The sequence below is a fragment of the Microcystis sp. BLCC-F209 genome (genome assembly GCF_041928595.1).
Lineage (GTDB): Bacteria > Cyanobacteriota > Cyanobacteriia > Cyanobacteriales > Microcystaceae > Microcystis.
Map to the genome: position 1 here is coordinate 1 of NZ_JBHFLL010000094.1, position 13,830 is coordinate 13,830.

The following is a 13,830-nucleotide window of genomic DNA, read 5'->3' on the forward strand; positions in this document are numbered from 1 at the left end:
AGTTATCAGTTATCAGTTATCAGTTATCAGTTATCAGTTATCAGTTATCAGTTATCAGTTATCAGTTATCAGTTATCAGTTATCAGTTATCAGTTATCAGTTATCAGTTATCAGTTATCAGTTATCAGTTATCAGTGATCAGTGATCAGTTATCAGTTATCAGTTATCAGTTATCAGTGATCAGTTATCAGTTATCAGTTATCAGTTATCAGTTATCAGTTATCAGTTTACTGATCACTGAAAAAAAGCTCCCCACTCCCCACTCCCCACTCCCCACTTCATAATTTATAATTTATAATTTATAATTTATAATTTATGATTTCCCTATCCCTGTTGAAACCAGCCATGAGTTTATGTCTTAATCCCGATTGTCTGCATAACAATGCTCCTACGGATAAATTCTGTCAAAAATGTTGCTTTCAATTATTACTCAAAGATCGTTATCGTGCTATAAAATTAATTGGTCAAGGAGGTTTCGGTAAAACTTTTCAAGCAATTGATGAGGATAAACCTTCTAAACCCTATTGTGTGATTAAACAATTTTTTCCTAGCGCTCAAGGTAGTAATGCCCTCAAGAAAGCAGCGGAATTATTCAAAGAAGAAGCGATTAGTTTAGATAATCTCGGTCAACATCCACAAATTCCCTCCCTCTATGCCTATTTTACCAGCAATGATGGGCGACAATATCTTGTGCAAGAATATATTGAGGGACAAAATCTAGAACAAGAATTACAAAGCGAGGGAGTTTTTAATGAAGAAAAGATCAAACATCTTTTATTAGAAATTTTGCCAATTCTTGATTTTATCCATGCTAAAAGAGTCATTCATAGGGATGTTAAACCCGCTAATATAATTAGGAGACGCAGCGATAATAAAATAATTTTAGTGGATTTTGGTGCCTCTAAATTTATGACCATTGCTAATCTTTCCCTGACAGGAACAGTGATCGGTTCGGCGGGATATATCGCTCCAGAACAAGGCAATGGCAAAGCGATTAATAGCAGTGATTTATATAGTTTGGGAGTCACTTGTATCTATTTATTAACGGGAATATCTTCCTTGCAATTATTCGATATGAGTGAACATGAATGGGTATGGAGACAGCACCTATTTAATAATCCTGTTACTGTTGAATTAGGTGAAATTTTAGATAAATTAATTGAATTTGGCACCAAAAAACGTTATCAATCAGCCGGGGAAGTCCTGCAAGAGTTAGCAGTAAAATTAGCCGTAGTGATTCCGCCAAAACCTCGATCACAGGTCACAATTCAAGAAACGATTTTGCCAGTTTTTCCGTCCGCCACCAGGGAGGAAATTAACCTCAAAAGTGCCAAGGAAATTGATTACACTAACCTACGGGATTTCTTAGCGCAAGAAAAATGGCAAGAGGCAGATCAAGAAACGGCTAATCTATTTTTAAAAGTTGCCGATCGAACTAAAGAAAAATATCTTAAGATAGAAGATATAGATAACTTTCCCTGTGAAGATTTAGCCACTATAAATCAACTTTGGTTAAAATATAGTCAGGGAAAATTCGGTATATCTGTTCAGAAAAGAATCTATGAAAGTTTGGGAGGAAGCGGTAATTATGATCAACAAAAATGGAACGATTTTGGGTCAAAAGTCGGTTGGCGAGTTAATAACAAGTGGTTATACTACGATCAAATTACTTTCTCTCTCAAAGCACCCTCTGGACATCTTCCCACCCTTGTGTGGGGTGTGGGTGGTGGCATAATTCTTTTTTCTCGCCTGGAAACCTGTACCATGGACATAGTTTCTAGCAAAGGATAAATTGGCTTAAAAACTTTTCTGGAGAATTAAACAATTTCTGCCTTCGCCAGTGCGGATATATTGTAAAGTATCAGTAAGAGAACGCATGAAAAGTAATCCGCGAGTGCTTTCCATTTCCAAAGGTGCGAGGGGACGTTGTTGTAGAGAATCAAGTTTTGCTTGCAGATCAAAAGGTTGACCCCGGTCCCATATTCTTATTTCTAGAGAATGGTACTGTAAAGTTAATTCTAGCTCGATCAGTGTAGTCGGTGGTAAATGTTTGTGGGCGTAACGGACAGCATTAGTAAATCCTTCCGCTAAAGCCACCTTACACTGCCAAAGCACCGAGTCGGGTAGAAAAGAGCGGCCGTGAGATTCAAACCATTGTAGGACCGGGATTAAAGCTGCCAATTCCGTCTGGACTTGTAGATGGAATTGGAGGGGGAAAGAAGGGGAATTTAAGACTTCAGAAGGCACCACTGTTTTTTTGAAAGAGAATCAAAATTGTTTTAAAAATCAGTTGTAGATCGTAGCCTAAACTCCAATTTTCTTGATAGCGCAAATCTAGTTGAATTACCTCTTCAAAATTACGCACCCGAGAGCGACCATTCACCTGCCATTCCCCCGTCATACCTGGTTTTACATCTAAACGTTGCCATTGGGGAACATCGTAGCGTTCCACCTCATCGGGTGTGGGGGGACGAGTGCCGACAAGACTCATTTCACCGGTGATCACATTCCAAAACTGGGGGAATTCGTCTAAGCTGGTACGACGTAAAAATTTTCCTACTCGGGTAATCCGGGGATCATTTTTATTCTTAAAAAAGGCTCCCTCCGCTTGATTGGGGATTTGATCCTTGAGTGCTTCTGCATCCACACACATGGAACGAAACTTGAGAATTTTAAATTCCTTTCCCAACCAACCGCAGCGGGTTTGACTGAAAAAAATTGGACCTGGACTGTCTAACTTAATAGCGATGGCAATGGGGATAAAAATAAGCCCCGTAATTAATAAACCCACGATTCCACCAACAATGTCAAGACCGCGCTTTAAGCAACTGCGAATCGAGGGATGGGTTTCGGGTAGATGGTTTTCAGTGGCAGTAAAGTCATTTTCTTGGGGTGCTAGGGGACAGGTTTGGAAGGTGAATAATTGATCTAGTCCCGTAATCGATAAAACCCCCATCACCGGGGGGTGGACGTTAGCCAGTACTAACTCGATATTTTTTGCCCTGGCCGTTTTGAGATTATGCACTAAAGCACCCACACCACTACTATCCATAAATTGAGTGGCATTGAGATCGAGAATGACTTTTTCGGGAGTGGGTGTTTGGACGATGAGATGGTGAAAGATATCTTTGAACTGTACTGCTTCCAGGACAGTCAAGCGATCCGGCATCCGCAAAACCGGATACTCCATCGGAATGATCAGAAAACGTGTTTCAGGAATTTGGGAAGTCATCGACACAAAAAGATGATTTGATGGATGAACAAGGCCTGTTGACCTACCTAATGTTTACTACACTTTTCCCCAAATACCAATGGGTGATGTCAGAGATTACCTGTGATCAGCTAACGAATCTCGCCTAGGGGCGGACGGCCTTGGGTTTGGGCTTTCGCTTTGGCTGCACTCTTTCTCAGGGCATCTAAACGGGTCTCATAACGCTTACGCAGACGACGGTTAGGTGTTTGTTCGATTAGGGTTTTAAAGGCACTGCCTAGGCTCTTGTAGGCGTTGGGGAGAGAATAACCGAAACGGGTGGCCAAGGCGATCGCTTTTTCATCGGCTTCGATCGCTTCTTTGAGAATTTTATCGCCATTATTTTTGCGCCAGAGACGATAACCGGAAATCCCACATAATCCCATGGCCAAAAGCAATAATAACCCGTCCTGTACCCATAATTCCCCCACTGCACCACCTAGGCCGATAGCGAGGGCGGCCATTTCCCAGCCTTCCCGGGGAATACTATCATTTTGAATCCTGGCCACTTCATGCCAAAAGAGCAAATTACGCTGATCGATGGCTAAATTCTCCCATTTGGCTAAATCTATCTGAATTTCTACCTCGTCTCTGCCAATTTCTTCACAACGGATCAGGGGGGGGTTAATCTCTGTGGAACCTTCTACCGTTACCCAACTTTGTAATTCTGGGGGTAGTAGGGTTTTTAGGCGCCGAAGTTCGCTCATTTCGGCTCGTGCAGAGGAGGCCGCATAAGATGTCATAGATTTTTTACCTATTCTCTACCAATGACGATTAATTCTATTTTGGATCATAGCGGTCTTTTTTGTGATCTTGGCAGCTTTTGATCCTAGGGAGCATTGGCAGTGATCAGTAACCAGTGCTGGAAGTGGCCAGTGGGGAAGTGGGGAGTGGGGAGAAACAATCCATAACTGGGTTTTTAAAGTTCGATTGGCAGTCAATCAGACTAAGTAGGTGGGTGTTAAAAATTGTCAGATACCCCCTTTATTAAGGAGGGATTAAAGGGGGAGCGGCACCACCTGATCAGGGTGAGGGAGGATTAAAGACAAAATCTATCTTCTATTTACTTATTAACTAGACCGTAAATTTTGCCGACTAATGCTCAAATATATCCTTGTATTGCTGTAAATCTAAAGCGGTGAAGATGGGGATAAAACTAAAGCATTTTTGGGCTAATTCCCATCTTTCTTCTCTTTGCAGCATCACAATTAATTTATCTCGCACTGACAGTAAATAGCGCACATCGTTAGCGGCGTAACTCAGTTGTTGTGGGGTAAGATTAGCGGCATTTCCCCAATCAGAACTCTGAGCGGTTTTGTCTAATTCTATGCCTTCCAATTCCTGCACGAGACTTTTTAAACCGTGACTGCTGGTATAAGTCCGAGCCAGTTTACTGGCGATTTTGGTACAGAAAATTGGTTGCGTGGCAATGGCAAAAGTATGGAATAATTGAGCCACATCAAAACGGGCGAAATGAAAGACTTTTTCTATCCGCTCATCTTCCATGACCTTTTTGAGATTAGGAGCCTCTGTTTGCCCCCTAAAAATGCGAATAGCGGTGACAAAACCACTGGGATCACAGAGTTGAATTAAACACAGTCGATCGCGCCCCGGTATTAATCCCATAGTTTCTGTATCTACAGCGATCGAATTAACCCCTAGATAACGGGATAATAGGTCATCGCTTAAATCTCGATCGCACACTTGAAAATTGTCTAAGTTCATATAGTTAGCAGATAGGAGACAGGAGACAGGAGACAGGAGGGAAATTTGTAATGCTTTTGCCTATTGCACGAGTGCCTTTATTTCCCTGATCACTGATCACTGATAACTGATAACTGATCACCGAAAAGGCTGATAGCTAAAGACTGGTAATTAATTTTAGGTATCATCGGTGTAATTTTGTCAACGCTTTTTAACAAAAAGTTGTGTAAAATAATATTCACCAGCATTATTTTTAGCGATACCGATACCGGTGAGGTTATAATCACCAACCATATTTTTTTGATGACCGGGGCTATTAATCCAACCCTTGACGGCAACACTAACGGGGTCAGTATATCCCTTCATAAAAGCCAAATTTTCGCCCATTTTTTCTAAAGGAATCTTCCTTTGTACTGCCTTGACTCGTCCCTCGAAACCATCATGACTAAAAGGAGCCTGTTGATTGGCCATTTTTTGACTAAATAAGCGAGCTTCATGACTAATGCGAGCATCGAGACGTAGGGGCGGTAAATTTTGAGAAATTCGGTAGCGATTAACTTGATAATTAGTGTTTTCTTCGAGGGTAATGAAAAAAGATTGATTCCCGATAGGATCGTAGCTAAGGTGATTAGGAGAAACGGCAGGGGATTGACGTTTTAAAAATATTTGAGTAAAGTACAATTTTCCTTGATTATCCGTCGCTACTCCAATCCCGGTACTATCAAAATCACCCTCGATATTTTCCCGATGACCTTGACTTTTAATCCAGCCATCCACCGCAATCATTACCGGGTCATCATAACCTTGATTAACTGCCAGATTTTCCCCCACCGCTTGATAGGGAACGGAAACGCCAATAGTTTGAGCTCTTTGGTCAAAATCTTGATGACTAAAAGGAACTAAACCGGCAGCCATACGTTGGCTATGTAATCTTGCCTGTTGGGAAATTGCCCGATTTAACAGTAGGGGAGATAAATTGCGAGATTGACGATAGCGATTGACCTGTTGATAGATTTTATTCTCTAAAACCTGTAAAGTTGCCGCATCTAAAGGAGAGGGAGAAGGAGAGGGAGAGAAAGATGGTACGAGTTCCGCAAAAGAGCTATAGTTTAAGGAACTACAGGCCATTAAACTTGTCGATACAAGCATCAAAATTCCCAACCGATAAGGTTTCTTAAAAAAACTTTTCATCGAAAAAATTGGGTCTGAAACCCCCCGTTCTAGGTCGGATTTACTGTTAAATACTAGCGCATTTACAGGATATATGCCAGAACGTCATAGCATTTTTCTAAAGTAATGGCAGAGATAGTTAATTACCTTCACCCCACCCCCCCGATGTCGGGGGAGCAAGGGGGGGAGAGGGGAGTAGGATGTCTGCCACGAATAAAGAAAAATGGCATAAGGCAGCTGGGAAACCCCCAAGGACCGCAAGCAGAAACCCAAATGGTCAGGTTTGGAAATCACCTTTTTTTGGTGCCAGGGTCAAGACTTGTTAAGATTGATCAAGCCGCTCGCTCAAATTTACCAATTCTGTGGCCCTCATCTATGGTAATCGACTTTCTGCCCTTCACTATCAATATTTCCCCAGCCTTTATTGCCGGTAGCTGTCTCTGGTCTTTAGCATTGTATCTGGGATTAGCCGGGGTGCGAAATTGGTTTATAGAAATTTTCTATGGCTGGTTTAATTTTGCCGAGCGTTTCCTCTATACTTCCCTAGAGGAGTTTGAAAAAACTCGCGTCGCCAGAGAATCCCAAAATGCTTTTTATGCTTCTATCTTTAGTATTATTCCCTTTCTCATTATCGGCGGTTTCTCCGATTGGTTAATCGAGATTAGTTTAGGAAAAAGTTGGCCGATTAGTGTCGGCATTCTCGCCTGTGTTGCCTCCGGTGTCTATGAATTAGGACGGCAGGACGGCAGCGGCAATCAGTAAACATCGGTCAATTAAGCTGTTAACTATCTCAATTACTGCTGCCGACTGTACGGGAGTGGCAAGTTAGTTGATTTTAACCCTTGATTAGCACTCAATCTTTTGCTTCCAGACGATTTTTATGTTTATTAAGAGTCTTTTGTAGTAAATTCAAAACCTCATTAGCAATCTCAATAACTTCATGGGTGCCAAAACCGGCCTGAGTTAATTCTTTAAAAAAAGCCTTGGCGACAATTTTGGCTAATTTCGGGGGATAAGGATGGACAGCGATCGAATGTTCGCACTGAATTTCTGCTATTTCTCTAGTCACTGCCATAGCCACAAAACGAGATTTTAACATCCCTTGCAAATGAAAAATTTGCAGGGATTGGGATGCCTGTTGAGCGAATAACTGCAAGATTTCTAAATCGAATGGTTCAAAATGTTTTTTGTCTAGGGGAAAACTGAGATTAATTACTCCGATTATCTGCTCGTTTAGGATAATCGGTGCGGCTATAAAACTGTTATTATTTGATTTTCTGGTATAACCGGCTGCACTGGCCAATGGCGATCGAGTGATATCCTTAATTAGTAGAGGTTTTCCTGTAGTTGCCACAGTGCCGGCAATAGCTTGATCGAGTTTAATTATTTCTTGATCCCCCAAAGGTGAGAGACCATCATAATGGGCAAAAACTTCTAGATAATCGGTAATTTCCCCTTTTAATTCCTGTGGAGAGCTTAACATAATTGAACAGTGCTGCGCCCGCAATTGCTGCGCGCTTGTACTAGCTATTTTCCGAAAAATATCTTCGAGATTTTCCTCGACATTCAAGACCAGAGCCAGAGCCGTTATTTTGGGGTTAAAATTATCCATGTATTCAATCACTTATTCAGTCCGAGTTTAGGCTTTTAGGGTGAGGGTGACATTCCCCATCTCCCTGTTTGTCTGAGTCTATAGCTTGCCATAGCATCTCATGGAAGGGGTTTTTTGCTCGTTAACTGCTCTATTGTATATGTGCTGAAAAACTTCTGTCTGTCTCTTGTTTTTTGTCTTCCCTCTAGCTACTCTGAGATCTAGTAGGTCAGAGGAGTTCAACCTGACTGGGGTGAAAGATGGTGCGTTTTCTCTGGGCAATTTTGGGGGGTGTGGGGATGGGGATAACAGTAGCACCGGTTTCCTGGTGGTTACTCGCTTGGATTTCTCTAGTCCCCCTGTGGATGGTTGCGATATTAGGGGAAAAATCCCTAAAAAAACAGCTTTTATACGGTTTTGGCTGGGGTTTTGCCTACCATGGTCTGGCTTTATTCTGGATCACGGGAATTCACCCGATGACGTGGATGGGTGTCCCCTGGTTAGCCAGTTTGTCAATTGCCCTGTTTTGTTGGTTGTTTATCGCTTTTTGGGGAACGGCGATCGTGCTAACTTGGACGTTAGTTATGTTTTATGTCAACAAAAGTGTTAATCAGTCATCTTTTAGGGATGCCCTCCTGCGGGTTTTCATCGGCACTGCCCTCTGGTGTGGGTTAGAATCTCTCTGGAGTCAATCCCCTCTCTGGTGGACTACCCTTGCTTATAGCCAAAGTCCCCATAATTTATTGATTCTGCAATTGGGCAAATTATCGGGTTTTACGACGGTAACGGCGGCAATTGTGGCAGTTAATGGTTTAATCGCTGAAAGCTTGCTCCTAATCCGTCAATCGCGGCAAAATCTCGCTTTTCTCTCTTTACCCCTCCTCATTTGTTTTAGCCTCCATCTCTGGGGATGGAACGCATACCATAAACCGATCGAAAAGTCAAGGGATTTAGGGATAAAAATTGGCGTAATTCAGGGCAATATTCCCAACACGATCAAACTTTCGCCCCTAGGATTTCAAAAGGCCCTCGAAGGTTACACCACTGGTTATCAAATTCTCGCCGCTCAAGGAGTAGATGCCGTCTTAACTCCTGAAACCGCCTTACCCTACTATTGGGAGAACTTAGTTAATAATAGCTCGATTTATTCGGCAATTTTAGCCAAAAAAACGCCGATCTGGTTAGGTGCATTCGGCAAGGTGGACAAGGGTTATAACAATAGTCTCTTGACCATCGATGGCGAGGGACAGGTGATTAGTCGGTATGATAAAGTAATTCTCGTGCCTTTAGGCGAATACGTTCCTTTTCAGGAAATTTTGGGCGGAATTGTTGATCGCCTTTCTCCTCTGCAAGCGCATTTAATCCAGGGAAATCCCGATCAAATTATTGACAGTCCTTTCGGTAAAACCATTGTGGGCATTTGTTACGAGTCGGCTTTTTCCGAACATTTTCGCCGTCAAACTGCTAGAGGAGGCGAATTTATTATTACTGCTTCTAATAACGCCCATTATAGCCACGCCATGCCCGCTCAACACCATGCTCAGGATACCATGCGAGCGATCGAAACCGATCGATGGATGGCCCGGGCCACCAATACAGGCTATTCTGCTTTTGTCGATCCCCACGGTAATCACCTTTGGCTATCGGATTTGGATAAATATCAAATCCATAGCGAAACAATTTATCGACGGGACACGAGGACTTTATATGTGCGCTGGGGAGATTGGTTAACTAAAGTTTTAATCATTACTGCCGGACTAGCTTGGCTCTGGAGAGCTTGGGATTAAAGTGACAGTGGTATAATTTTTCCTGAATAAACTGTTAAATAACCTAAGTTTTTAAGGCAATGAAAGAGCAATTTGTCAAGTGGTTGAATAGAATCTTAATATTTGATGTGTTTTTGGTAATAGCGGGCTTTCTCTGGTTTGCCGTGGCTGTTATCGGTGAATCCACGGGAATTCCCCTAGGATTTAAACTTTTTCAGCGTCTTTGGCTGCCCTTATTCAATCCTGCTATTAGTATTTTAATTGCGGGGGCGATTTTAAGCTGGGCGATTAATCAAATTCAAGAACGCTGGTTGCCTAAATAGGGCTGGCTGAATAAATCTAAAAACCTTGCTGGATAAGAGTTTTAGACTTTTTTGAAATCCAAAAGTACCAGATATGGGAGTGATCAGGGGGAAATTCAGCTACTTTTTCCCTGAAAATTAGGTAATTGACCCCCTCAAAATCGGTAAAACCCGACAACCCCCCTGCCCCCCCTAGGGTCGTTTCATTCTCCGAATCTAATTCTTTTTTTTGTTACCCTTAATCGCTTATCAGGTAAGCAAAGCACGACGTTTTTAAAAATTTTCAGATATATATTTCCGAGAAATCGACTAAAAACTTTGCCAGATAAGGATTTGAGAGAATGACATTTGAGAGAATGAATCAGCCCTACTGCCCCCCCGATGTCGGGGGGGTTGGGGGGCCACACCCTGCCCCTAGGAAAAACTTTTTCAGCAGACCCTATTTAATCCTAGTTCAGATTCTTGACTTTCGTAGCGAGATGATTCCCGCTCCCCTAGAAGTTATTTTTCCTAGATGATAAAAATCGGGGTTGAAAATGTTTCAACCCCGAAAAAAGCAATTTTTGAGGGGATTAACCCACTGGTTGTAACTGTAATTGCGAGAGAATATCGCTTTGCTCGGAGCGCTGATGACTAGAGACTGTCACCACAGCTTCAGCAGTTACATCTAATAGCGCATGGTCTCCAGAATTGACTTTTCCCGATAACATCGCCTCGGCTAAACTATCCTCTAAGCGTCGAGTTAAAGCACGACGTAAAGGCCGCGCACCGTAGCTAGGATCATAACCCTCATTGATGACCAAATCCTTAAAAGCGGCGGTAACTTCCACAGAAATACCTTTTTCTGTCAATTGTTTGGCTAGATCTGCGATCAGAATATCGGCAATCTGGGTAACTTCTTCGCGAGTTAACTGTCGGAAAACGATAATTTCATCGAGACGGTTGAGAAATTCGGGACGGAAATATTGTTTTAACTCCTCTGTCACCCGATTAGATATCTGTTGGTAACGGGATTGAGCAAAATCGTCAGCAATCTCGAATCCTAAGCTCTTACCGCCTTTTTCGATGACTTTTGAGCCAATATTTGAGGTCATGATAATTAGGGTATTCTTAAAGTCCACCCGACGACCTTGGCTATCGGTCAAATGACCATCTTCTAACAGTTGCAGGAGAAGATTAAAAACATCGGGATGTGCTTTCTCGATTTCGTCAAACAAAACCACTCTATAGGGTTGACGACGCACTGCTTCCGTTAATTGACCGCCTTCATTGTAACCGATGTATCCGGGAGGCGCACCAATTAACTTAGAAACCGTGTGGGATTCCATAAATTCCGACATATCTAGGCGAATCATACTGGATTCCGAGCCAAAGAGCAACTTAGCTAAGGCTTTCGTTAATTCAGTTTTACCGACTCCCGTGGGACCGGCAAAAATAAACGAGGCAATCGGACGATTAGGATTCTTTAAATTTACTCGCGCTCGACGAATAGCACGAGAAACGGCATTCACTGCCTCCTGTTGGCCAATAATCCGCTCGTGCAGTTGACATTCCAGATTTAAGAGCGATTCCGACTCAGTTTCAGTTAATTGGGTAACGGGAATACCTGTCCAAGCGGCGACAATTTGGGCGATTTCCTCCGCATCCACCACCGGAATTAAAGATTCGGGGTTAATTAGGGGTGATTCTTCGTTAACCTCTGCGGGACTTTTACTTTGCAGGGAATAGCGTAGATGGGTGCGGGATCCCGCTTCATCGAGAAGATCGATCGCTTTGTCCGGTAAAAAGCGATCATTGATATAGCGCGAGGATAGATTAACGGCAGCTTCGATCGCTTTTTGATCGTATTTTACCTGATGGAAATCCTCGTAGGTGGCTTTTAAACCGCGTAAAATCTCGATCGCCTGCTCTTTAGTTGGTTCTCCCACCATAACTGGCTGAAAACGTCTTTCTAGAGCCGCATCTCGCTCAATATGCTGTTTATACTCATCGAGAGTAGTTGCCCCTAAACACTGTAACTCGCCGCGAGCTAAAGCAGGTTTAAGCAAGTTAGAAGCATCCATAGCTCCTCCCATGCTACCAGCACCCACAAGAGTGTGAATTTCATCGATAAACAGGATAATACTGCCCGATTTGCGAACTTCCTCCACCACACCCTTTAAACGTTCTTCAAAATCGCCGCGAAAACGGGTTCCCGCCAGTAAAGACCCCATATCGAGGGCAATTACCTGTTTATCCTGCAAAAGTTCGGGAATATCGCCACTATGGATGCGTTGTGCTAACCCTTCAGCGATCGCTGTTTTCCCCACCCCCGGCGCACCGAGTAAAATCGGGTTACTTTTGGTACGACGGCCTAAAATTTGGACAACTCGCTCGATTTCTGGCTCTCTACCGATTACAGGGTCAATTTTGCCATTTTTGACCTCTTGGCTTAAATTGCGACCATATTGGGCTAAAATCCCGCCTTGGGGAGCATTTTTCTGGTCTTCATAGTCACTCTTTGCCGTGAAGCGACCACTAGCGACTTTTTCCCCGGCATTTTTAATTAAAAGTCCGCGAAGTTTGATCAAATCAACACCCTGCATAATTAAAATTTTAGCGGCTAGGGATTCGGGATCGGTGGTGATAGCGAGTAATAGATGTTCAGGTGCGATCGCCTGTTCCCCTAATTGTCGAGCTTCCTGAAATGCTTGCTCGAACATCTTTTTCGCTTTCGGGGTAAAAGGGATATTAACGGGACTGTAACCCGTGCCGCGGCCGGTCATTCCTTCAATCAGGCGGCGACTTTCGTGCAGGGTGACTTTTAAATCCTTGAGAATTAAGGCTGCGGTGGCGGTGGCTTCTCCTATCAATCCTAAGAGCAAATGCTCCGTACCGACGACACTGTGACCGGTACGACGGGCTTCCTCTTGGGCGAACATCACCGCTTTGATAGCTTTCTGGTTAAAGTATTCAAACATGATCTACGGCTTCCTGGCTACTGGGCTTTACTTGTTACTGTAACGTTTTCTTTACATTAGCCGGAAGGGTGATATCCGTATCAGTAGGGTGGGTTAGTCAGTGGTGAGCTTGGGCGATGCTTAAAATCCTTAACAAAAATTAAGGCTACTGGGAGTTATAACTTGACCCCCTGTGCAACTGTCGCTCTACAAAACTAATGCAAAAATGATAATTATTGATGTACCATATAAGGTACGATAACTGAGAAGGTAAGGATTGAAAAGGCTGCCAGCCAAGTTTTTTCGAGCCGAAGCTGGGTCGGAGCCAGTCAAAGATTGGTGGAAAACCCTCGGCCGTGAAGATTGCCGGATTATTGGCAGCGATATCAAGGACGTAGAGTTTAGCTTTCCCATCGGCTGCCCCTGTGCCGTTCACTTTCCGGTTATCAAGACTTATGGGAGGTGCGGAGTAGGGGCAATTCATGAATTGCCCCTACGGGCAGACGCATCACGCGGGTCATCTTTTACATCAGCCGAGGGGAGACGATTCTGCCGCACGGCAACATCGGCGAAGTCCCAAAAACCCCAAAACGGGAAATCTAGTAGGGGCGAACGGCCGTTCGCCCCTACTAGCGCAAGAAGGAACAGCAAAAATATGACCGCTAACCGCCATACTGGCTCCGATTTCGATGCTTTTCTCAAAGAAGAAGGTCTTGAGGAGGACTGTAGTGCGGTGGCACTCAAACGGTTACTGGCGCGGCAGTTGGCTGAGGAGATGAAACGGCTCTCTCTGACCAAAACGGAGATGGCGGCGCGGATGCAGACCAGTCGAGCGCAACTTGACCGCCTCCTCGACCCGGAAAAGACGGGCGTTTCTCTCGATACTATCCAACGGGCGGCTTCTGTGGTGGGCCGCCAATTGCGAATCGAGTTGCTCTGAGGGAAGTCAGAAAGTTCGGAGTGCCGCAGTTGACATCCTCGCCGCCCTAAAAGTGCGGCGATTCCTAAACCTCACGATTTAAGTTTCTGCTTCCACCACCGTCGCATACCACAGTTAAAAAACCATGTACTGTCTTACACAGAGTCCACAGACTTTCGCCCCATTTCA

General features: G+C 43.6%; 14 protein-coding genes. 6 read left to right on the forward strand and 8 right to left on the reverse strand.

The window, feature by feature from the left end; genetic code table 11:
* Together ACE1AQ_RS06170 and ACE1AQ_RS06175 are read left to right on the forward strand one after the other, a co-directional pair.
* The coding region (locus ACE1AQ_RS06170; RefSeq protein WP_374808062.1) for a hypothetical protein at nt 1-284 on the forward strand (284 nt) is incomplete at its 5' end.
* Between the two features lie 61 nt (nt 285-345).
* Nucleotides 346-1,791, forward strand: coding sequence for a serine/threonine-protein kinase (locus ACE1AQ_RS06175; RefSeq protein ID WP_039900643.1), 1,446 nt, complete (start codon nt 346-348; stop codon nt 1,789-1,791).
* Between the two features lie 6 nt (nt 1,792-1,797).
* Here ACE1AQ_RS06175 and ACE1AQ_RS06180 read toward each other — a convergent pair whose 3' ends face one another.
* The 5 genes from ACE1AQ_RS06180 to ACE1AQ_RS06200 all read right to left on the reverse strand — a co-directional run bounded on the left by ACE1AQ_RS06180 (nt 1,798) and on the right by ACE1AQ_RS06200 (nt 6,145).
* Nucleotides 1,798-2,250 carry an ATP-binding protein gene (locus ACE1AQ_RS06180; RefSeq protein ID WP_008206779.1) on the reverse strand — a complete coding sequence of 151 codons (453 nt, stop codon included), beginning with the start codon at nt 2,248-2,250 and terminating at the stop codon, nt 1,798-1,800.
* A complete protein-coding gene (locus ACE1AQ_RS06185) occupies nt 2,237-3,232 on the reverse strand; it encodes an anti-sigma factor antagonist (protein ID WP_008206782.1) in 996 nt (331 codons plus the stop codon). The genes ACE1AQ_RS06180 and ACE1AQ_RS06185 overlap by 14 nt, the downstream gene beginning before the upstream one ends.
* A 110-nt stretch (nt 3,233-3,342) precedes the next feature.
* Nucleotides 3,343-3,993, reverse strand: a complete 651-nt coding sequence (locus ACE1AQ_RS06190; protein WP_002781787.1) for a DUF3318 domain-containing protein — start codon at nt 3,991-3,993, stop codon at nt 3,343-3,345.
* A 352-nt stretch (nt 3,994-4,345) separates the two neighbouring features.
* A complete protein-coding gene (locus ACE1AQ_RS06195) occupies nt 4,346-4,975 on the reverse strand; it encodes a ribonuclease D (protein ID WP_110545151.1) in 630 nt (209 codons plus the stop codon).
* A 180-nt stretch (nt 4,976-5,155) separates the two neighbouring features.
* Nucleotides 5,156-6,145, reverse strand: coding sequence for a CAP domain-containing protein (locus ACE1AQ_RS06200; protein WP_039900634.1), 990 nt, complete (start codon nt 6,143-6,145; stop codon nt 5,156-5,158).
* Between the two features lie 354 nt (nt 6,146-6,499).
* Here ACE1AQ_RS06200 and ACE1AQ_RS06205 point away from each other — a divergent pair, with 354 nt between their 5' ends.
* Entirely contained in the window at nt 6,500-6,886 is a 387-nt protein-coding gene (locus ACE1AQ_RS06205; protein WP_039900644.1) for a hypothetical protein, read from the forward strand.
* 91 nt (nt 6,887-6,977) lie between these two features.
* On the opposite strand, the gene ACE1AQ_RS06210 is transcribed toward ACE1AQ_RS06205, so the two are convergent.
* Complete coding sequence (locus ACE1AQ_RS06210; RefSeq protein ID WP_008206790.1) at nt 6,978-7,736, reverse strand: GAF domain-containing protein; 759 nt, start codon at nt 7,734-7,736, stop codon at nt 6,978-6,980.
* 239 nt (nt 7,737-7,975) lie between these two features.
* On the opposite strand from ACE1AQ_RS06210, the gene lnt reads away from it, so the two are divergent.
* Nucleotides 7,976-9,502, forward strand: a complete 1,527-nt coding sequence (gene lnt, locus ACE1AQ_RS06215; protein WP_008206792.1) for an apolipoprotein N-acyltransferase — start codon at nt 7,976-7,978, stop codon at nt 9,500-9,502.
* A 59-nt stretch (nt 9,503-9,561) separates the two neighbouring features.
* Entirely contained in the window at nt 9,562-9,804 is a 243-nt protein-coding gene (locus tag ACE1AQ_RS06220; RefSeq protein ID WP_008206795.1) for a hypothetical protein, read from the forward strand.
* Between the two features lie 551 nt (nt 9,805-10,355).
* Here ACE1AQ_RS06220 and ACE1AQ_RS06225 read toward each other — a convergent pair.
* Together ACE1AQ_RS06225 and ACE1AQ_RS06230 are read right to left on the reverse strand one after the other, a co-directional pair.
* Complete coding sequence (locus ACE1AQ_RS06225; protein WP_110545149.1) at nt 10,356-12,743, reverse strand: ATP-dependent Clp protease ATP-binding subunit; 2,388 nt, start codon at nt 12,741-12,743, stop codon at nt 10,356-10,358.
* 145 nt (nt 12,744-12,888) lie between these two features.
* Entirely contained in the window at nt 12,889-13,206 is a 318-nt protein-coding gene (locus ACE1AQ_RS06230; protein WP_172456650.1) for a hypothetical protein, read from the reverse strand.
* Nucleotides 13,207-13,377: 171 nt separating this feature from the next.
* Here ACE1AQ_RS06230 and ACE1AQ_RS06235 point away from each other — a divergent pair, with 171 nt between their 5' ends.
* Nucleotides 13,378-13,662 carry a helix-turn-helix domain-containing protein gene (locus tag ACE1AQ_RS06235; RefSeq protein WP_110545147.1) on the forward strand — a complete coding sequence of 95 codons (285 nt, stop codon included), beginning with the start codon at nt 13,378-13,380 and terminating at the stop codon, nt 13,660-13,662.
* The last annotated feature ends 168 nt before the right edge of the window (nt 13,663-13,830 follow it).

Bases quoted from the DNA above. Each gene is read 5' to 3' on its own strand.
- ACE1AQ_RS06175 (WP_039900643.1), top strand. From the start codon at position 346: ATGAGTTTATGTCTTAATCCCGATTGTCTGCATAACAATGCTCCTACG.
- ACE1AQ_RS06185 (WP_008206782.1), bottom strand. From the start codon at position 3,232: ATGACTTCCCAAATTCCTGAAACACGTTTTCTGATCATTCCGATGGAG.
- ACE1AQ_RS06190 (WP_002781787.1), bottom strand. From the start codon at position 3,993: ATGACATCTTATGCGGCCTCCTCTGCACGAGCCGAAATGAGCGAACTT.
- ACE1AQ_RS06195 (WP_110545151.1), bottom strand. From the start codon at position 4,975: ATGAACTTAGACAATTTTCAAGTGTGCGATCGAGATTTAAGCGATGAC.
- ACE1AQ_RS06200 (WP_039900634.1), bottom strand. From the start codon at position 6,145: ATGAAAAGTTTTTTTAAGAAACCTTATCGGTTGGGAATTTTGATGCTT.
- ACE1AQ_RS06205 (WP_039900644.1), top strand. From the start codon at position 6,500: ATGGTAATCGACTTTCTGCCCTTCACTATCAATATTTCCCCAGCCTTT.
- ACE1AQ_RS06210 (WP_008206790.1), bottom strand. From the start codon at position 7,736: ATGGATAATTTTAACCCCAAAATAACGGCTCTGGCTCTGGTCTTGAAT.
- lnt (WP_008206792.1), top strand. From the start codon at position 7,976: ATGGTGCGTTTTCTCTGGGCAATTTTGGGGGGTGTGGGGATGGGGATA.
- ACE1AQ_RS06220 (WP_008206795.1), top strand. From the start codon at position 9,562: ATGAAAGAGCAATTTGTCAAGTGGTTGAATAGAATCTTAATATTTGAT.
- ACE1AQ_RS06225 (WP_110545149.1), bottom strand. From the start codon at position 12,743: ATGTTTGAATACTTTAACCAGAAAGCTATCAAAGCGGTGATGTTCGCC.
- ACE1AQ_RS06230 (WP_172456650.1), bottom strand. From the start codon at position 13,206: ATGAATTGCCCCTACTCCGCACCTCCCATAAGTCTTGATAACCGGAAA.
- ACE1AQ_RS06235 (WP_110545147.1), top strand. From the start codon at position 13,378: ATGACCGCTAACCGCCATACTGGCTCCGATTTCGATGCTTTTCTCAAA.